Source organism: Escherichia coli DSM 30083 = JCM 1649 = ATCC 11775, from assembly GCF_003697165.2.
Lineage (GTDB): Bacteria > Pseudomonadota > Gammaproteobacteria > Enterobacterales > Enterobacteriaceae > Escherichia > Escherichia coli.
On sequence record NZ_CP033092.2, the window covers coordinates 743,732 to 761,103 of the forward strand.

The 17,372-nt window shown below is 51.3% G+C and carries 18 protein-coding genes; 14 read left to right on the forward strand and 4 right to left on the reverse strand.

Annotated features, from left to right (window positions below):
• Positions 1 to 24: 24 nt before the first annotated feature.
• Complete coding sequence (gene yghA / locus EAS44_RS04425; RefSeq protein ID WP_000018758.1) at positions 25 to 909, reverse strand: NADP(+)-dependent aldehyde reductase; 885 nt, start codon at positions 907 to 909, stop codon at positions 25 to 27.
• Positions 910 to 1,099: 190 nt separating this feature from the next.
• Between yghA and yqhA the strand changes: the two genes are divergently transcribed.
• The gene (yqhA, locus tag EAS44_RS04430) at positions 1,100 to 1,594 is read left to right on the forward strand and encodes a TIGR00645 family protein (protein ID WP_000439331.1); all 495 of its coding nucleotides are present in this window, start codon (positions 1,100 to 1,102) and stop codon (positions 1,592 to 1,594) included.
• A 39-nt stretch (positions 1,595 to 1,633) separates the two neighbouring features.
• Here the strand turns inward: yqhA and gpr are convergent, their stop codons facing one another.
• Positions 1,634 to 2,674 carry an L-glyceraldehyde 3-phosphate reductase gene (gene gpr / locus EAS44_RS04435; protein WP_000262190.1) on the reverse strand — a complete coding sequence of 347 codons (1,041 nt, stop codon included), beginning with the start codon at positions 2,672 to 2,674 and terminating at the stop codon, positions 1,634 to 1,636.
• A 156-nt stretch (positions 2,675 to 2,830) separates the two neighbouring features.
• Between gpr and yghX the strand changes: the two genes are divergently transcribed.
• The 10 genes from yghX (at position 2,831) to hybG (ending at position 10,858) form a co-directional block, all read left to right on the forward strand.
• A complete protein-coding gene (yghX, locus tag EAS44_RS04440; RefSeq protein WP_001350729.1) occupies positions 2,831 to 3,718 on the forward strand; it encodes a YghX family hydrolase in 888 nt (295 codons plus the stop codon).
• 118 nt (positions 3,719 to 3,836) lie between these two features.
• Positions 3,837 to 4,124, forward strand: a complete 288-nt coding sequence (gene yghW / locus EAS44_RS04445; protein WP_001059136.1) for a DUF2623 family protein YghW — start codon at positions 3,837 to 3,839, stop codon at positions 4,122 to 4,124.
• A gap of 188 nt (positions 4,125 to 4,312) precedes the next feature.
• The gene (gene hybO / locus EAS44_RS04450) at positions 4,313 to 5,431 is read left to right on the forward strand and encodes a hydrogenase 2 small subunit (RefSeq protein ID WP_000145410.1); all 1,119 of its coding nucleotides are present in this window, start codon (positions 4,313 to 4,315) and stop codon (positions 5,429 to 5,431) included.
• A 2-nt stretch (positions 5,432 to 5,433) separates the two neighbouring features.
• Complete coding sequence (hybA, locus tag EAS44_RS04455) at positions 5,434 to 6,420, forward strand: hydrogenase 2 operon protein HybA (RefSeq protein WP_001081868.1); 987 nt, start codon at positions 5,434 to 5,436, stop codon at positions 6,418 to 6,420.
• A complete protein-coding gene (gene hybB, locus EAS44_RS04460) occupies positions 6,410 to 7,588 on the forward strand; it encodes a Ni/Fe-hydrogenase cytochrome b subunit (protein WP_000017687.1) in 1,179 nt (392 codons plus the stop codon). Before hybA ends, hybB begins: the two co-directional genes overlap by 11 nt.
• Entirely contained in the window at positions 7,585 to 9,288 is a 1,704-nt protein-coding gene (gene hybC, locus EAS44_RS04465; protein ID WP_000083065.1) for a hydrogenase 2 large subunit, read from the forward strand. Before hybB ends, hybC begins: the two co-directional genes overlap by 4 nt.
• A complete protein-coding gene (gene hybD, locus EAS44_RS04470; RefSeq protein WP_001221940.1) occupies positions 9,288 to 9,782 on the forward strand; it encodes a HyaD/HybD family hydrogenase maturation endopeptidase in 495 nt (164 codons plus the stop codon). Before hybC ends, hybD begins: the two co-directional genes overlap by 1 nt.
• A complete protein-coding gene (hybE, locus tag EAS44_RS04475; protein WP_000134031.1) occupies positions 9,775 to 10,263 on the forward strand; it encodes a hydrogenase-2 assembly chaperone in 489 nt (162 codons plus the stop codon). Before hybD ends, hybE begins: the two co-directional genes overlap by 8 nt.
• Entirely contained in the window at positions 10,256 to 10,597 is a 342-nt protein-coding gene (gene hypA, locus EAS44_RS04480; RefSeq protein WP_000544952.1) for a hydrogenase maturation nickel metallochaperone HypA, read from the forward strand. The genes hybE and hypA overlap by 8 nt, the downstream gene beginning before the upstream one ends.
• A gap of 12 nt (positions 10,598 to 10,609) precedes the next feature.
• Entirely contained in the window at positions 10,610 to 10,858 is a 249-nt protein-coding gene (gene hybG, locus EAS44_RS04485; protein WP_000334896.1) for a hydrogenase maturation factor HybG, read from the forward strand.
• 132 nt (positions 10,859 to 10,990) lie between these two features.
• On the opposite strand, the gene yghU is transcribed toward hybG, so the two are convergent.
• The gene (gene yghU, locus EAS44_RS04490) at positions 10,991 to 11,857 is read right to left on the reverse strand and encodes a glutathione-dependent disulfide-bond oxidoreductase (protein WP_001331683.1); all 867 of its coding nucleotides are present in this window, start codon (positions 11,855 to 11,857) and stop codon (positions 10,991 to 10,993) included.
• Positions 11,858 to 12,061: 204 nt separating this feature from the next.
• Between yghU and gss the strand changes: the two genes are divergently transcribed.
• Both gss and pitB read left to right on the forward strand, forming a co-directional pair.
• Positions 12,062 to 13,921, forward strand: coding sequence for a bifunctional glutathionylspermidine amidase/synthase (gene gss, locus EAS44_RS04495; RefSeq protein WP_001331684.1), 1,860 nt, complete (start codon positions 12,062 to 12,064; stop codon positions 13,919 to 13,921).
• Between the two features lie 291 nt (positions 13,922 to 14,212).
• A complete protein-coding gene (gene pitB, locus EAS44_RS04500) occupies positions 14,213 to 15,712 on the forward strand; it encodes an inorganic phosphate transporter PitB (RefSeq protein ID WP_000933275.1) in 1,500 nt (499 codons plus the stop codon).
• Between the two features lie 48 nt (positions 15,713 to 15,760).
• On the opposite strand, the gene yghT is transcribed toward pitB, so the two are convergent.
• Positions 15,761 to 16,453 (reverse strand): dTMP kinase, encoded by a 693-nt coding sequence (yghT, locus tag EAS44_RS04505; RefSeq protein ID WP_001190683.1) that lies wholly within the window; start codon positions 16,451 to 16,453, stop codon positions 15,761 to 15,763.
• Between the two features lie 174 nt (positions 16,454 to 16,627).
• On the opposite strand from yghT, the gene yghS reads away from it, so the two are divergent.
• Positions 16,628 to 17,341 (forward strand): dTMP kinase, encoded by a 714-nt coding sequence (yghS, locus tag EAS44_RS04510; protein ID WP_001076282.1) that lies wholly within the window; start codon positions 16,628 to 16,630, stop codon positions 17,339 to 17,341.
• Positions 17,342 to 17,372 lie beyond the last annotated feature (31 nt).

Consider the following 17,372-nt stretch of genomic DNA (forward strand, 5'->3'; position numbering starts at 1 on the left):
TGCTTTTCACAACCGGGCATTTTTTTAACCTAAATGCTCGCCGCCGCAGACACCGTGCACTTCTGCGGTGACGTAGCTCGACTCCTGACTTGCCAGGTAAACATATACAGGGGCCAGCTCCGCCGGTTGCCCCGCACGCTTCATCGGCGTTTTCTGACCAAACTGCGGGATCTTATCCTGCGTTTGTCCGCCAGAAATTTGCAGTGCTGTCCAGATCGGGCCTGGCGCGACAATATTCACCCGAATACCTTTCTCCGCGACCTGTTTTGCCAGGCCACGGCTATAGTTCAGAATTGCCGCCTTCGTAGCCGCATAGTCCAGTAAATGCGGGCTTGGCTGGTATGCCTGGATTGAGGAAGTGGTGATGATACTTGCACCTTTCGGTAGCAGGGGGATCGCTTCCTGGGTTAGCCAGAACAACGCGAAAACGTTAATGGCAAAGGTCTTTTGAAACTGTTCGCTGGTGAGGTCTGCAATATCAGGAATGGCAACCTGTTTCCCGGCTACCAGCGCCATAATATCCAGCCCGCCTAACGCCTTGTGTGCTTCGTGAACCAGCGAACGGGCGAATTTCTCATCGCTTAAATCGCCTGGCAGCAGAACGGCTTTGCGTCCGCATTCTTCAATGATCTTTTTCACATCCTGAGCGTCTTCTTCTTCCACGGGAAGATAACTGATCGCCACGTCAGCCCCTTCACGCGCGTAAGCAATGGCGGCAGCGCGACCGATTCCGGAATCGCCCCCTGTCACCAGTGCTTTACGATCTTTCAGGCGACCGCTACCAACATAGGTTTTCTCGCCGCAATCCGGTACCGGTGTCATCTTCGCCTGGATGCCTGGCGTCGGTTGTTTCTGTTTGGGATATTCACCAGTGTAATACTGCGTGGTCGGGTCTTTTAAATGAGACATCATTTTTCTCCCTTCAGGTTCAACGTCCTTTAAGGGTAGACGCTCTCGATGCGTTGATAAGGGAACCAGGAAGATCCCTAACCCTCAGAATTATGCGACAAAGGTTTAACGTATATGTTGATTTGCTGTTGCGTGCTGTTTACTTAATTGCGATATACTGTTGCCCGTTTTAACTACACGACAGGAATGTATGGAACGTTTTCTTGAAAATGCAATGTATGCTTCTCGCTGGCTGCTTGCCCCCGTGTACTTTGGCCTTTCGCTGGCGTTAGTTGCCCTGGCGCTGAAGTTCTTCCAGGAGATTATTCACGTACTGCCGAATATCTTCTCGATGGCGGAATCAGATTTGATCCTCGTGTTGCTGTCGCTGGTGGATATGACGCTGGTTGGCGGTTTGCTGGTGATGGTGATGTTTTCCGGTTACGAGAATTTCGTCTCACAACTCGATATCTCCGAGAACAAAGAGAAGCTGAACTGGCTGGGGAAAATGGACGCAACGTCGCTGAAAAACAAAGTAGCAGCGTCGATTGTGGCAATTTCTTCCATTCACTTACTGCGCGTCTTTATGGATGCGAAAAATGTCCCTGATAACAAACTGATGTGGTACGTCATTATCCATCTGACGTTTGTGCTCTCTGCATTTGTGATGGGCTATCTTGACCGACTGACTCGTCATAATCACTGATCTGATTCGGGCGCGGTTCTCGCGCCCGTTATTAACAGGTCATTTATCGGAAGACGCCTGCCACAGATTCAGCTCTCCATCGGCGATATGCTGATCAATCTGCGCCAGCTCCTCGGTGCTAAATGTCAGATTATTCAGCGCCTGCACGTTCTCCTCAAGTTGCTCCGCGCGGCTGGCACCAATCAATACCGACGTCACTCGCTCATCTTTCAGCAACCAGCTTAACGCCATTTGCGCCATTGATTGTCCACGCTGCTGTGCCATTTCATGCAATAAGCGCAGGCTGTTGAGGTTGGCTTCGGTGAGCATTTTCGGCGTCAGACCACGAACTTTATTCCCTTCACGATGCATCCGTGAATCTTGCGGAATACCGTTGAGATATTTTCCGGTCAGCAATCCCTGAGCCAGTGGAGTAAAGGCAATGCAGCCCACGCCGTTATTTTGCAGGGTATCCAGCAGGCCGCTTTTATCCACCCAGCGGTTCAGTAAATTGTACGAAGGTTGATGAATTAACAGCGGAATTTTCCACTCGCGCAGCAACTCGACCATTTTTTGCGTCCGCTCTGGCGAGTAAGAGGAGATCCCGACATACAGCGCCTTACCGCTTTGTACCGAATGAGCCAGCGCAGAGGCGGTTTCTTCCATCGGCGTATTTTCATCGACGCGATGAGAGTAAAAGATATCGACATACTCAAGCCCCATACGCTTCAGGCTTTGGTCGAGGCTGGCGAGCAGGTATTTACGTGAGCCGCCAGAGCCGTATGGACCGGGCCACATATCGTATCCGGCTTTGGTAGAGATAATCAGTTCATCGCGATAAGCGGCAAAATCCTCGCGCAGCAGGCGACCAAAGTTTTCTTCTGCGCTTCCTGGAGGCGGCCCGTAATTGTTGGCTAAATCAAAGTGCGTAATGCCTAAATCAAACGCTTTACGCAGGATCGCACGCTGTGATTCCAGCGCGTTAACGTGACCGAAATTGTGCCATAAACCGAGCGATAACGCGGGCAGGCGTAAACCACTTTTTCCGCAATAGCGGTACTGCATCCGCCCGTAACGTTCGGGATTCGCTAACCAGACCATGACCTCTCCTTTCCACCATTCAATTTCGAAACAATGTTTCTAGTTTAGCGATTCGCCAGCGCGTATCCCGTAGTCTGGCTCACAGAGTGACGAAAAACTGGGCAAAAACACGCGCTTATGCTTTGCTTAAAAAAACACCAGTTGAGGAGTGCAACGATGCCGCGTTTAACCGCCAAAGATTTCCCACAAGAGTTGCTGGATTACTACGACTATTACGCTCACGGGAAAATCTCGAAACGTGAGTTCCTCAACCTTGCGGCGAAGTATGCAGTGGGCGGGATGACGGCATTAGCGCTGTTTGATTTGCTCAAGCCAAATTATGCGCTGGCGACTCAGGTAGAGTTTACCGACCCGGAAATTGTTGCAGAGTACATCACGTATCCCTCGCCAAATGGTCACGGCGAGGTACGGGGTTATCTGGTGAAGCCCGCAAAAATGAGCGGCAAAACGCCAGCCGTGGTAGTGGTGCATGAGAATCGAGGGCTGAATCCGTATATCGAAGATGTGACGCGGCGAGTGGCGAAGGCGGGGTACATCGCCCTGGCGCCAGACGGTTTAAGCTCAGTAGGTGGCTATCCTGGTAACGATGATAAAGGCCGCGAACTGCAACAGCAGGTTGATCCAACCAAACTGATGAATGATTTCTTTGCCGCAATTGAGTTTATGCAACGCTATCCGCAAGCGACAGGCAAAGTGGGTATTAGCGGATTTTGCTATGGCGGGGGCGTATCGAACGCGGCAGCAGTCGCGTATCCGGAACTGGCCTGCGCGGTGCCGTTTTATGGGCGTCAGGCACCCACTGCCGATGTGGCGAAGATTGAAGCGCCTTTACTGCTCCACTACGCTGAACTGGATAGCCGAATCAACGAGGGCTGGCCCGCTTACGAGGCGGCGTTGAAAGCCAATAATAAGGTCTATGAGGCGTATATATATCCGGAGGTTAATCACGGATTCCATAATGATTCCACGCCCCGTTATGACAAATCTGCCGCCGATCTTGCCTGGCAAAGGACGCTGAAATGGTTCGATAAATATCTCTCCTGATGGGTTTATCTCTTACAGGATTACGTCTTAAACAAGCATGAAAAAATAGCGTGCGCAAATGTCGTTCTTTGCCTAAAATATCGCTATATATGACAATATATAACGAATGAGGTGAACGATGAATAACCATTTTGGTAAAGGCTTAATGGCGGGATTAAAAGCAACGCATGCTGACAGTGCGGTTAATGTGACAAAATTCTGTGCCGATTATAAACGCGGTTTTGTATTAGGCTACTCACACCGGATGTACGAAAAGACCGGAGATCGCCAGCTTAGCGCCTGGGAAGCGGGTATTCTGACGCGCCGTTATGGACTGGATAAAGAGATGGTAATGGATTTCTTTCGTGAGAATAATTCCTGTTCTACGTTGCGCTTTTTTATGGCCGGTTATCGCCTAGAAAATTGATCAAACATACGTATTATCTTGCTTTAATTAATTACACTAATGCTTCTTCCCTTCGTTTTAGTGCCCCGCCGCAGTATCATGATATCGATAACCATAATAAATGTGTGGTAAATGGCGCATCGATCGCATTATTGATTTTGCGATTGAGGCAAAATATATGCCAGGTCTTCGCAACGGAATAACTATAAATGACTGGAGATAACACCCTCATCCATTCTCACGGCATTAACCGTCGTGATTTCATGAAGCTTTGTGCAGCATTAGCCGCCACCATGGGGTTAAGTAGCAAAGCCGCTGCAGAGATGGCCGAATCGGTTACTAACCCGCAGCGTCCGCCAGTTATCTGGATTGGCGCGCAGGAGTGCACCGGTTGTACGGAATCTCTGCTTCGTGCAACGCATCCAACGGTAGAAAACCTCGTGCTGGAGACTATCTCTCTGGAGTATCACGAAGTGCTTTCCGCCGCCTTCGGTCATCAGGTCGAAGAGAACAAACATAACGCTCTCGAGAAGTACAAAGGGCAGTATGTGTTAGTGGTGGATGGTTCCATCCCATTAAAAGATAACGGTATTTATTGCATGGTTGCCGGTGAGCCGATTGTGGATCACATCCGCAAAGCGGCGGAAGGCGCAGCAGCCATTATCGCTATCGGTTCCTGCTCTGCGTGGGGCGGTGTTGCCGCAGCTGGAGTTAACCCAACTGGCGCAGTCAGCCTGCAAGAAGTTCTACCGGGCAAAACCGTTATCAATATTCCTGGCTGCCCGCCGAACCCGCACAACTTCCTCGCGACCGTTGCGCACATCATCACTTACGGCAAACCGCCGAAACTGGATGACAAAAACCGTCCGACTTTCGCCTATGGTCGTCTGATTCACGAACACTGTGAACGTCGCCCGCACTTCGATGCTGGTCGTTTTGCCAAAGAGTTCGGTGATGAAGGTCACCGCGAAGGCTGGTGCCTGTACCACCTCGGCTGTAAAGGGCCAGAAACTTACGGCAACTGCTCAACGCTGCAATTCTGCGATGTTGGCGGCGTGTGGCCGGTAGCGATTGGTCACCCGTGCTATGGCTGTAACGAAGAAGGTATCGGCTTCCATAAAGGCATCCATCAGCTTGCCAACGTCGAAAACCAGACTCCGCGTTCACAGAAACCGGACGTTAACGCTAAAGAAGGCGGCAACGTCTCGGCAGGCGCTATTGGTTTGCTCGGCGGTGTGGTTGGGCTGGTTGCCGGTGTCAGCGTGATGGCGGTGCGTGAACTGGGTCGTCAGCAAAAGAAAGATAACGCTGACTCACGGGGAGAATAACCGTGAACAGACGTAATTTTATTAAAGCAGCCTCCTGCGGGGCATTGCTGACGGGCGCGCTGCCGTCTGTCAGTCATGCGGCTGCTGAAAACCGCCCGCCAATTCCGGGATCGCTGGGGATGTTGTACGACTCGACCTTGTGCGTAGGCTGCCAGGCTTGCGTCACCAAGTGTCAGGATATCAACTTCCCTGAACGTAACCCGCAAGGGGAACAGACCTGGTCGAACAACGACAAACTGTCGCCGTATACCAATAACATCATTCAGGTGTGGACCAGCGGCACAGGGGTCAACAAAGACCAGGAGGAGAATGGCTACGCGTACATTAAGAAACAGTGTATGCACTGCGTCGATCCGAACTGTGTCTCTGTGTGCCCGGTCTCTGCGCTGAAAAAAGATCCGAAAACCGGCATTGTCCATTACGACAAAGATGTGTGCACCGGCTGCCGTTACTGCATGGTCGCCTGCCCATACAACGTGCCGAAGTACGACTACAACAACCCGTTTGGTGCGCTGCATAAGTGCGAGTTGTGCAACCAGAAAGGTGTGGAACGTCTCGATAAAGGCGGTCTGCCTGGCTGCGTAGAAGTGTGCCCGGCGGGCGCGGTGATTTTTGGTACGCGTGAAGAGCTGATGGCGGAGGCGAAAAAACGTCTGGCGCTGAAGCCGGGCAGCGAATACCACTATCCGCGTCAGACGCTGAAATCTGGCGACACTTACCTGCATACGGTGCCGAAATATTATCCGCATCTGTACGGCGAGAAAGAGGGCGGCGGTACTCAGGTTCTGGTACTGACGGGTGTGCCTTATGAAAATCTCGACCTGCCGAAACTGGACGATCTTTCTACTGGTGCGCGTTCCGAACATGTCCAACACACCCTGTATAAAGGCATGATGCTACCACTGGCTGTGCTGGCGGGCTTAACCGTGCTGGTTCGTCGCAACACTAAAAACGACCATCACGACGGAGGAGACGATCATGAGTCATGATCCACAACCGCTGGGCGGCAAAATCATCAGTAAACCGGTCATGATTTTTGGACCGTTAATCGTCATCTGTATGCTCCTGATTGTGAAGCGTCTGGTGTTCGGTCTGGGCTCTGTCTCCGACCTGAACGGCGGCTTCCCGTGGGGCGTGTGGATCGCGTTTGACCTGCTGATCGGTACCGGCTTTGCCTGTGGCGGCTGGGCGCTGGCGTGGGCAGTATACGTCTTTAACCGTGGGCAATACCATCCGCTGGTGCGTCCGGCGCTGTTGGCGAGTCTGTTTGGTTATTCACTGGGTGGCTTGTCGATCACTATCGACGTGGGTCGCTACTGGAACCTGCCGTACTTCTACATTCCGGGTCACTTCAACGTGAACTCGGTACTGTTCGAGACGGCGGTCTGTATGACCATCTACATCGGTGTGATGGCACTGGAGTTTGCTCCGGCATTGTTTGAACGTCTGGGCTGGAAGCTGTCACTCAAACGTCTGAACAAGGTGATGTTCTTTATCATCGCGCTTGGTGCGCTGCTGCCAACTATGCACCAGTCTTCAATGGGATCGCTGATGATCTCGGCGGGCTACAAGGTGCATCCGCTGTGGCAAAGCTATGAAATGTTGCCGCTGTTCTCGCTGCTGACGGCGTTCATCATGGGCTTCTCGATTGTCATCTTTGAAGGTTCGTTGGTGCAGGCGGGTCTGCGTGGCAACGGTCCGGATGAAAAGAGTCTGTTCGTTAAGCTGACCAATACCATCAGTGTGTTGCTGGCGATTTTCATCGTGCTGCGCTTTGGCGAGCTTATCTATCGCGACAAGCTGTCGTTAGCGTTTGCCGGTGACTTCTACTCCGTGATGTTCTGGATTGAAGTCCTGCTGATGCTCTTCCCGCTGGTCGTTCTGCGTGTGGCGAAGTTGCGTAATGATTCCCGCATGCTGTTCCTGTCAGCACTGAGTGCACTGTTAGGTTGTGCAACCTGGCGTCTGACCTATTCGCTGGTGGCATTCAACCCGGGTGGCGGTTACGCCTACTTCCCGACCTGGGAAGAACTGTTGATTTCTATTGGTTTTGTGGCTATTGAGATTTGCGCTTATATCGTACTCATTCGTCTACTGCCGATACTTCCTCCTTTAAAACAAAACGATCATAATCGTCATGAGGCGAGCAAAGCATGAGCCAGAGAATTACTATTGATCCGGTAACCCGTATTGAAGGGCATTTACGCATCGATTGCGAAATCGAAAATGGCGTCGTTTCGAAAGCATGGGCTTCCGGTACCATGTGGCGCGGCATGGAAGAGATCGTGAAAAACCGCGATCCGCGCGATGCATGGATGATTGTGCAACGTATCTGTGGCGTATGTACTACCACTCACGCGCTGTCTTCCGTTCGTGCGGCAGAAAGTGCGCTGAATATCGACGTTCCGGTTAACGCGCAATACATCCGTAACATCATTCTGGCTGCGCACACCACGCATGACCATATTGTTCATTTCTATCAGCTTTCGGCGCTGGACTGGGTGGACATCACTTCTGCACTGCAAGCCGATCCGACCAAAGCCTCCGAAATGCTGAAAGGCGTTTCGACCTGGCATCTGAACAGCCCGGAAGAGTTCACCAAAGTTCAGAACAAGATCAAAGATCTGGTTGCCAGCGGTCAGTTGGGTATTTTCGCCAATGGCTACTGGGGTCACCCGGCAATGAAACTGCCGCCGGAAGTGAACCTGATTGCGGTAGCGCACTACCTGCAGGCGCTGGAGTGCCAGCGTGACGCTAACCGCGTTGTGGCGCTGCTGGGCGGTAAAACGCCGCATATTCAGAACCTGGCGGTAGGTGGTGTCGCGAACCCGATCAACCTCGACGGTCTGGGTGTGCTGAACCTTGAGCGCCTGATGTACATCAAGTCCTTCATCGACAAGCTGAGCGACTTTGTTGAGCAGGTTTACAAGGTTGATACTGCAGTTATCGCTGCGTTCTACCCGGAATGGCTGACGCGCGGTAAAGGTGCGGTGAACTACCTGAGCGTGCCGGAATTCCCGACCGACAGTAAAAATGGCAGCTTCCTGTTCCCGGGCGGCTACATTGAGAATGCGGATCTGTCCTCGTATCGTCCGATCACTTCTCATTCCGATGAATACCTGATCAAAGGGATTCAGGAAAGCGCGAAGCACTCCTGGTATAAAGACGAAGCGCCGCAGGCACCGTGGGAAGGTACCACCATTCCGGCTTATGATGGTTGGTCTGACGACGGTAAATATTCCTGGGTGAAATCACCGACTTTCTACGGCAAAACGGTAGAAGTGGGTCCGCTGGCTAATATGCTGGTGAAACTGGCGGCAGGACGCGAGTCTACCCAGAACAAACTGAATGAAATCGTTGCGATTTATCAGAAACTGACTGGCAACACGCTGGAAGTGGCGCAGTTGCACTCCACGCTGGGCCGTATTATTGGTCGTACCGTTCACTGCTGTGAATTGCAGGATATCCTGCAAAATCAATACAGTGCACTGATCACCAATATCGGCAAAGGCGATCACACCACCTTTGTGAAGCCGAACATTCCGGCAACGGGTGAGTTCAAAGGCGTAGGCTTCCTCGAAGCACCGCGCGGTATGCTCTCTCACTGGATGGTGATCAAAGACGGTATCATCAGCAACTACCAGGCAGTTGTTCCATCAACCTGGAACTCTGGCCCGCGTAACTTCAATGATGACGTCGGTCCTTACGAGCAGTCGCTGGTGGGTACACCGGTTGCCGATCCGAATAAACCGCTGGAAGTGGTGCGTACCATTCACTCCTTCGACCCGTGCATGGCCTGTGCGGTACACGTAGTGGATGCCGACGGCAACGAAGTGGTTTCAGTGAAGGTTCTGTAATGCGTATTTTAGTCTTAGGGGTCGGCAATATTTTGCTGACCGATGAAGCCATCGGTGTGCGGATTGTTGAAGCGTTAGAGCAACGATACATTCTGCCGGATTATGTTGAGATCCTCGATGGCGGCACGGCGGGAATGGAGCTGCTTGGCGACATGGCAAATCGCGATCATCTGATTATTGCGGATGCCATTGTCTCGAAAAAGAACGCGCCGGGAACGATGATGATCCTGCGGGATGAAGAAGTTCCGGCGTTGTTTACCAACAAAATCTCTCCGCATCAGCTTGGCCTGGCCGACGTATTGTCGGCCCTGCGCTTCACCGGCGAGTTTCCGAAAAAGCTGACCCTGGTCGGCGTGATCCCGGAATCACTGGAGCCGCACATCGGTTTGACGCCGACGGTCGAAGCGATGATTGAACCTGCGCTTGAGCAGGTTCTGGCTGCGCTGCGCGAATCAGGCGTGGAAGCTATCCCACGGGAGGCGACTCATGACTGAAGAGATAGCAGGTTTCCAGACCTCCCCGAAGGTGCAAGTACAGGCAGCTTTTGAAGAAATTGCCCGGCGTTCGATGCATGATCTCTCTTTTCTGCATCCTTCAATGCCGGTGTATGTTTCTGACTTTACGCTGTTCGAAGGTCAGTGGACGGGGTGTGTGATCACCCCGTGGATGCTGAGTGCAGTTATCTTCCCCGGCCCGGATCAACTCTGGCCGCTGCGCAAAGTGAGTGAAAAAATTGGTCTGCAACTGCCGTATGGCACTATGACCTTTACTGTTGGTGAACTGGATGGTGTTTCGCAATACCTCTCCTGCTCGCTGATGTCGCCGCTTTCGCACAGCATGTCGATTGAAGAGGGCCAACGGCTGACGGATGACTGCGCCCGAATGATCCTTTCGCTGCCAGTCACCAATCCGGATGTACCACACGCAGGGCGTCGTGCCCTGCTATTTGGCCGCAGGAGTGGCGAAAATGCATGAGTTGTCGCTTTGCCAGAGCGCCGTTGAAATTATCCAACGGCAGGCGGAGCAGCACGATGTTAAGCGCGTCACCGCCGTGTGGCTGGAAATTGGTGCACTCTCCTGCGTTGAGGAGAGCGCCGTCCGTTTTAGTTTTGAAATTGTCTGCCACGGAACGGTAGCGCAAGGGTGCGATTTACATATCGTCTATAAACCCGCCCAGGCCTGGTGTTGGGATTGCAGCCAGGTGGTGGAGATTCATCAGCACGATGCGCAGTGTCCGATCTGTCATGGCGAGCGGTTGCGTGTCGATACCGGCGATTCGCTAATCGTCAAAAGTATTGAAGTTGAATAACCGGAGTTAACAATGTGTATTGGCGTTCCAGGCCAGGTGCTGGCTGTCGGTGAAGATATTCACCAGCTTGCGCAGGTTGAAGTATGTGGTATCAAGCGCGACGTGAATATCGCCCTGATTTGTGAAGGTAACCCTGCCGATCTGCTGGGCCAGTGGGTACTGGTACACGTCGGATTTGCCATGAGCATTATCGATGAAGACGAAGCCAAAGCCACATTAGACGCACTGCGCCAAATGGATTACGACATTACCAGCGCGTGATGATTAGCTTTTGTAGGCCTGATAAGACGCGGCAGCGTCGCATCAGGCATTGTGCTCGATTGCCGGATGCGGCGTGAACGCCTTATCCGGCCTACATTGGTCTGGATGGCTTGCTGCGACGAACGCTAACCATTACCCCTGACGCTTATCTTCCGTATTCGTCTCGAAATCACTGGCGTCATGGCGTTCATGCAACTGCTCGTTCAGCGGTCCGTTGATGCGGTTAACAATACGCCCACGCTTCACTGCCGGACGTTCGCCCACTTCTTTCGCCCAGCGTTGTACATGCTTATAACTGCCCGCATCAAGAAACTCTGCGGCATCATATACGCCGCCTAACACCACATTGCCAAACCATGGCCAAATCGCCATATCCGCAATGGTGTACTCATCGCCCGCAACAAACTTATGCTGCGCCAGTTGCTTATCCAGCACGTCGAGAAGGCGCTTGGCTTCCATAGTAAAGCGGTTGATGGCGTACTCAATTTTCACCGGCGCGTAATGGTAAAAGTGACCAAAACCACCGCCGAGGAACGGTGCCGCGCCCTGTAACCAGAACAGCCAGCTCATCGTTTCAGTACGCTTTGCCAGATCCTGCGGCAAGAAGTAGCCAAATTTCTCCGCCAGATAAAGCAGAATCGAGCCTGACTCAAACACGCGGATCGGCGGATTATGGGTATGATCGCGCAATGCCGGGATCTTCGAATTCGGGTTCACTTCGACAAAGCCGCTGGAGAATTGATCGCCATCGCCAATGCGAATCAGCCAGGCGTCGTACTCTGCACCAGTAACGCCCAGTGCCAGCAGCTCCTCAAGCATAATCGTTACTTTCTGACCGTTCGGCGTTCCCAGCGAATAAAGTTGCAATGGATGTTTGCCCACCGGCAGCGTTTTTTCATGCGTCGGACCAGAAACCGGGCGATTGATATTGGCGAACGCGCCGCCAGCGGATTTATCCCACGTCCAGACTTTCGCGGGCTGATAAGTATTGTCTGTCATAGTGAGTTGCCTTCTGAGTGGTAGTGTTGAAGCAGTGTAGCAGGTCACTTGCTGTACAGAATGTGAATTTTTTAACCCTTTGCGCCAGCCGCTGCGATGAGGTGTATGATTAGTCTGACCTCTGTCCGGTTAATGTCGCTGAGCAGGTAATCAGAGCACAACAATTACGCCAACTGCTTAGGTTGTATTGTTAAAGGTAAAGTGATGAGCAAAGGAACGACCAGCCAGGATGCCCCGTTCGGGACATTATTGGGCTACGCCCCAGGTGGGGTAGCAATCTACTCTTCAGATTACAGTTCTCTCGATCCGCAGGAATACGAAGATGACGCCGTATTCCGTAGCTATATCGACGATGAATATATGGGCCACAAATGGCAATGCGTTGAATTTGCTCGCCGTTTTCTCTTTCTGAACTACGGTGTAGTCTTCACTGACGTGGGTATGGCATGGGAGATTTTCTCACTGCGCTTCCTGCGTGAAGTGGTCAATGACAACATCCTGCCATTGCAGGCATTTCCTAACGGTTCGCCGCGTGCACCGGTAGCGGGGGCGCTTCTTATCTGGGATAAAGGCGGTGAATTTAAAGACACTGGCCATGTCGCCATCATTACCCAATTGCATGGCAACAAAGTCCGTATTGCGGAACAGAACGTGATTCATACCCCGTTGCCGCAAGGACAACAGTGGACACGCGAGCTGGAGATGGTGGTCGAAAACGGCGGCTATACCCTGAAAGACACCTTCGATGACACCACTATTCTGGGCTGGATGATCCAGACGGAAGATACCGAATACAGCTTGCCACAGCCGGAAATTGCAGGCGAACTGCTGAAAATCAGCGGGGCGCGTCTGGAAAACAAAGGCCAGTTTGACGGTAAATGGCTGGATGAAAAAGATCCGCTGCAAAACGCCTATGTACAGGCCAACGGTCAGGTGATCAATCAGGATCCGTATCATTACTACACCATTACCGAGAGCGCCGAGCAGGAGTTGATTAAAGCCACCAACGAGCTGCACCTGATGTATCTTCACGCCACCGACAAGGTGCTGAAAGATGACAACCTGCTGGCGTTGTTCGACATTCCGAAAATCCTCTGGCCACGTTTGCGTCTCTCCTGGCAGCGTCGCCGTCATCATATGATCACTGGTCGTATGGATTTCTGCATGGATGAACGTGGCCTGAAAGTCTACGAATACAACGCCGATTCTGCCTCCTGTCATACCGAAGCGGGCTTGATCCTCGAACGTTGGGCGGAGCAGGGCTATAAAGGCAACGGCTTCAATCCTGCGGAAGGACTGATTAACGAACTGGCTGGTGCCTGGAAACACAGTCGTGCACGTCCGTTTGTCCATATCATGCAGGACAAAGATATCGAGGAAAACTATCACGCGCAGTTTATGGAGCAGGCGCTGCAACAAGCAGGCTTTGAAACGCGTATTTTACGCGGGTTAGAGGAACTGCGTTGGGATGCTGCCGGGCAACTGATTGATGGAGAAGGGCGACAGGTTAACTGCGTATGGAAAACCTGGGCGTGGGAAACGGCATTTGATCAAATCCGCGAAGTGAGCGACCGTGAATTTGCCGCAGTGCCGATTCGGACCGGTCATCCGCAAAATGAAGTGCGTCTTATCGACGTATTGCTGCGCCCGGAAGTGCTGGTCTTTGAGCCGCTGTGGACGGTGATCCCCGGCAACAAAGCGATTCTGCCGATCCTCTGGTCGCTGTTCCCGCACCATCGTTATCTGTTGGATACTGACTTCACCGTGAATGATGAGCTGGTTAAAACCGGTTATGCCGTTAAACCGATTGCCGGGCGCTGTGGTAGCAACATTGACCTGGTCAGCCATCATGAAGAGGTGCTGGACAAAACCAGTGGTAAATTTGCCGAACAGAAAAATATTTACCAGCAACTGTGGTGTTTGCCGAAAGTGGACGGTAAATACATTCAGGTATGTACTTTCACCGTTGGCGGCAACTACGGTGGGACGTGTTTGCGCGGTGATGAATCACTGGTCATCAAAAAAGAGAGTGATATTGAACCGTTAATTGTGGTGAAAGAGTAATACATGTTGTAGCAACCCCGTACTGATTATGAAGAATAATCAGTACGGGGATTAATCAAAATATTCAATATTTATATATTTCAATATTTATTCATTTTATATATGAATATATTAACAAGTGAAATACCTGTGTTTTGATTATTTCTAAAGGTTTTGAATGAAGGCTTATTGTCTGATACACAAGAAATAACACGCTTTTTATCGTTAAAAAATGATATTTCACTTTGCCCACGCCGTGAAAGTCACTGATAATGCCTCCGTTCGTAAATTCAAAATGGCGTAATCTAATATATGCTAAATTTATTTGTTGGCCTTGATATATATACGGGGCTTTTGTTATTACTTGCTCTGGCATTTGTGTTGTTCTATGAAGCAATCAATGGTTTTCATGACACGGCGAATGCGGTGGCAACCGTTATTTATACCCGTGCCATGCAACCACAGCTTGCTGTGGTCATGGCGGCATTTTTTAACTTTTTTGGCGTATTGCTTGGCGGGCTTAGCGTTGCCTATGCCATCGTCCATATGTTGCCAACCGATTTGTTGCTGAATATGGGGTCAACTCACGGTCTGGCGATGGTCTTTTCCATGCTGCTGGCGGCGATTATCTGGAACCTGGGAACGTGGTTCTTTGGTTTACCGGCCTCCAGTTCGCACACTTTGATTGGTGCGATTATCGGCATTGGTTTAACCAACGCGCTGTTAACCGGCTCGTCGGTGATGGATGCGTTAAACCTGCGCGAAGTCACCAAGATTTTCTCTTCACTCATTGTCTCTCCCATCGTGGGGCTGGTGATTGCGGGGGGGCTAATTTTTCTGCTACGCCGTTTCTGGAGTGGGACGAAAAAGCGTGACCGTATTCATCGTATTCCTGAAGATCGCAAAAAGAAAAAAGGCAAACGTAAGCCGCCATTCTGGACGCGTATTGCCCTCATTGTTTCCGCTGCGGGCGTGGCGTTTTCGCACGGCGCGAACGACGGGCAGAAAGGAATTGGTCTGGTGATGCTGGTGCTGGTGGGGATTGCTCCCGCCGGGTTTGTCGTCAATATGAATGCGTCCGGCTATGAAATTACCCGTACCCGCGATGCCGTCACCAACTTCGAACACTACCTGCAACAGCATCCTGAACTGCCGCAGAAGTTGATTACGATGGAACCTCCATTGCCTGCGGCATCGACTGATGGCGCGCAAGTGACGGAGTTTCACTGTCATCCGGCAAATACCTTTGATGCGATTGCGCGCGTTAAAACGATGCTGCCAGGCAATATGGAAAGTTACGAGCCGTTAAGCGTGAGTCAGCGCAGCCAGCTGCGCCGCATTATGCTGTGCATCTCTGATACCTCCGCGAAGCTGGCGAAACTGCCAGGCGTCAGTAAAGAAGACCAGAACCTGCTGAAAAAACTGCGCAGCGATATGTTAAGCACCATTGAGTACGCACCGGTATGGATCATCATGGCGGTAGCACTGGCGCTCGGCATCGGCACCATGATTGGCTGGCGTCGTGTAGCGATGACCATCGGTGAGAAGATTGGTAAGCGCGGCATGACGTATGCGCAAGGCATGGCGGCACAAATGACGGCGGCAGTGTCTATCGGCCTTGCCAGTTATATTGGGATGCCCGTCTCCACAACACACGTACTCTCATCTGCCGTAGCAGGAACGATGGTGGTGGACGGCGGTGGGTTACAGCGTAAAACGGTAACCAGCATCCTGATGGCGTGGGTATTTACTTTACCGGCGGCGATTTTTCTTTCTGGTGGGTTGTACTGGATAGCATTGCAGTTGATTTAACCTTCCTGAAAATGCCCGGTCCTGGCGATCGGGCATTTCCATTTTTCACTAGTGATAACCACGCGCGGTCATAAAATCCGTAATCGCTTTTTCTGCATCAACCAGCACCTTTTCCAGTGGCTGATTGGCGTCGATATCAACCAGTTGTGCACCACCAAAGGTTAACTGTGGCGTTATGGCAATCTTCCTCGCCAGCGATTCCCGTTTATGGTCGGGTTTACGCGCGCAGGCAACTTCAAGGTCAACATTGAGTTTGATGACCAGATCGGGCTTGTGGCTCGCCATCCAGTGAAATGCTTTACGTTCCTGACTTGCCAGCCATGAGACAAAACGACCACCTTCAACGTTAGGCGGAAACACCGTACCATCATAAGCGCCAGGAATCTGGTCCTGCGGATAACGGTCGGTTAAAACAATTAACCCGCGACGACGACAGGCAAGCATATGACGAAAGCGCAGTAAGCGACGGGCGACAAACGCTGTAATTACCAGCGCCGGAACTGGTCCAGGCAATTTTTTTGCTGTTTTTACCTGATTTCGTTCAATTGTTTTATGTAAGGATTTTCCCATCAACGGTAATTTTGTCACTGCACGACCGACATTTCCGGCCTGTTTTCCTAAATGAACCCTTTCGGCAGCACCATATTTTTCGACAACGGTAATAAGATGTTCACACACCGTTGACTTGCCTGAACCATCGCTACCAATAACGGCAATTAATGGAGGTATTATTGACTGCATGAATATATCCTTAAATTTAAATATCCATCCAAAATATTTATTTGGTTAATATGTTTTTGATGAAAGCGTAATTCAGGTCAATGTCACAATTAACCATTGTCACAATAAGGTTGAACGGATATTCTGAGCACGGACCACGTAATATTCAATACATTATTTGCTGCCGGGTTTTTCGTGAATCAACGTAATATGTCAATAATTAATTCCACGCCAGTGCGTGTTATTGCCATTGTAGGATGTGATGGTTCAGGTAAATCGACCCTCACGGCAAGCCTGGTAAATGAACTGGCATCAAGAATGCCAACAGAACACATTTATCTCGGGCAATCGTCCGGGCGAATTGGCGAATGGATTTCACAGCTACCTGTTATTGGCGCACCTTTTGGGCGTTATTTGCGAAGTAAAGCGGCACATGTGCACGAAAAGCCCTCAACACCGCCTGGCAATATTACTGCGCTGGTTATCTATCTGCTTTCCTGCTGGCGGGCGTACAAGTTTCGCAAAATGTTGTGTAAAAACCAGCAAGGCTATCTGCTCATCACCGACCGCTACCCGCAGGTTGAAGTGCCGGGTTTCCGCTTTGATGGCCCGCAATTGGCAAAAACCACGGGCGGTAACGGTTGGATAAAAATGTTAAGGCAGCGTGAGCTGAAGCTGTACCAATGGATGGCGTCTTATTTGCCTGTATTGTTGATTCGTCTTGGCATTGATGAACAAACCGCGTTTGCGCGTAAACCTGACCACCAACTGGCAGCGTTACAGGAAAAAATCGCCGTTACGCCGCAACTGACATTCAATGGCGCCAGGATCCTTGAACTGGATGGTCGGCAACCAGCCGATGAAATTCTGCAAGCGTCACTACGCGCAATTCACGCCGCGCTTTCCTGATCACCAAAATGGATAGGGGATGATTAAACGA

What these genes read in the sequence shown, in the direction of transcription:
- hybC (WP_000083065.1), top strand. Translation starts at nt 7,585, where the DNA reads ATGAGCCAGAGAATTACTATTGATCCGGTAACCCGTATTGAAGGGCAT.
- hybO (WP_000145410.1), top strand. Translation starts at nt 4,313, where the DNA reads ATGACTGGAGATAACACCCTCATCCATTCTCACGGCATTAACCGTCGT.
- hybE (WP_000134031.1), top strand. Translation starts at nt 9,775, where the DNA reads ATGACTGAAGAGATAGCAGGTTTCCAGACCTCCCCGAAGGTGCAAGTA.
- hypA (WP_000544952.1), top strand. Translation starts at nt 10,256, where the DNA reads ATGCATGAGTTGTCGCTTTGCCAGAGCGCCGTTGAAATTATCCAACGG.
- hybB (WP_000017687.1), top strand. Translation starts at nt 6,410, where the DNA reads ATGAGTCATGATCCACAACCGCTGGGCGGCAAAATCATCAGTAAACCG.
- gpr (WP_000262190.1), bottom strand. Translation starts at nt 2,674, where the DNA reads ATGGTCTGGTTAGCGAATCCCGAACGTTACGGGCGGATGCAGTACCGC.
- yqhA (WP_000439331.1), top strand. Translation starts at nt 1,100, where the DNA reads ATGGAACGTTTTCTTGAAAATGCAATGTATGCTTCTCGCTGGCTGCTT.
- yghT (WP_001190683.1), bottom strand. Translation starts at nt 16,453, where the DNA reads ATGCAGTCAATAATACCTCCATTAATTGCCGTTATTGGTAGCGATGGT.
- yghX (WP_001350729.1), top strand. Translation starts at nt 2,831, where the DNA reads ATGCCGCGTTTAACCGCCAAAGATTTCCCACAAGAGTTGCTGGATTAC.
- yghW (WP_001059136.1), top strand. Translation starts at nt 3,837, where the DNA reads ATGAATAACCATTTTGGTAAAGGCTTAATGGCGGGATTAAAAGCAACG.
- yghA (WP_000018758.1), bottom strand. Translation starts at nt 909, where the DNA reads ATGTCTCATTTAAAAGACCCGACCACGCAGTATTACACTGGTGAATAT.
- yghU (WP_001331683.1), bottom strand. Translation starts at nt 11,857, where the DNA reads ATGACAGACAATACTTATCAGCCCGCGAAAGTCTGGACGTGGGATAAA.
- gss (WP_001331684.1), top strand. Translation starts at nt 12,062, where the DNA reads ATGAGCAAAGGAACGACCAGCCAGGATGCCCCGTTCGGGACATTATTG.
- hybD (WP_001221940.1), top strand. Translation starts at nt 9,288, where the DNA reads ATGCGTATTTTAGTCTTAGGGGTCGGCAATATTTTGCTGACCGATGAA.
- hybG (WP_000334896.1), top strand. Translation starts at nt 10,610, where the DNA reads ATGTGTATTGGCGTTCCAGGCCAGGTGCTGGCTGTCGGTGAAGATATT.
- pitB (WP_000933275.1), top strand. Translation starts at nt 14,213, where the DNA reads ATGCTAAATTTATTTGTTGGCCTTGATATATATACGGGGCTTTTGTTA.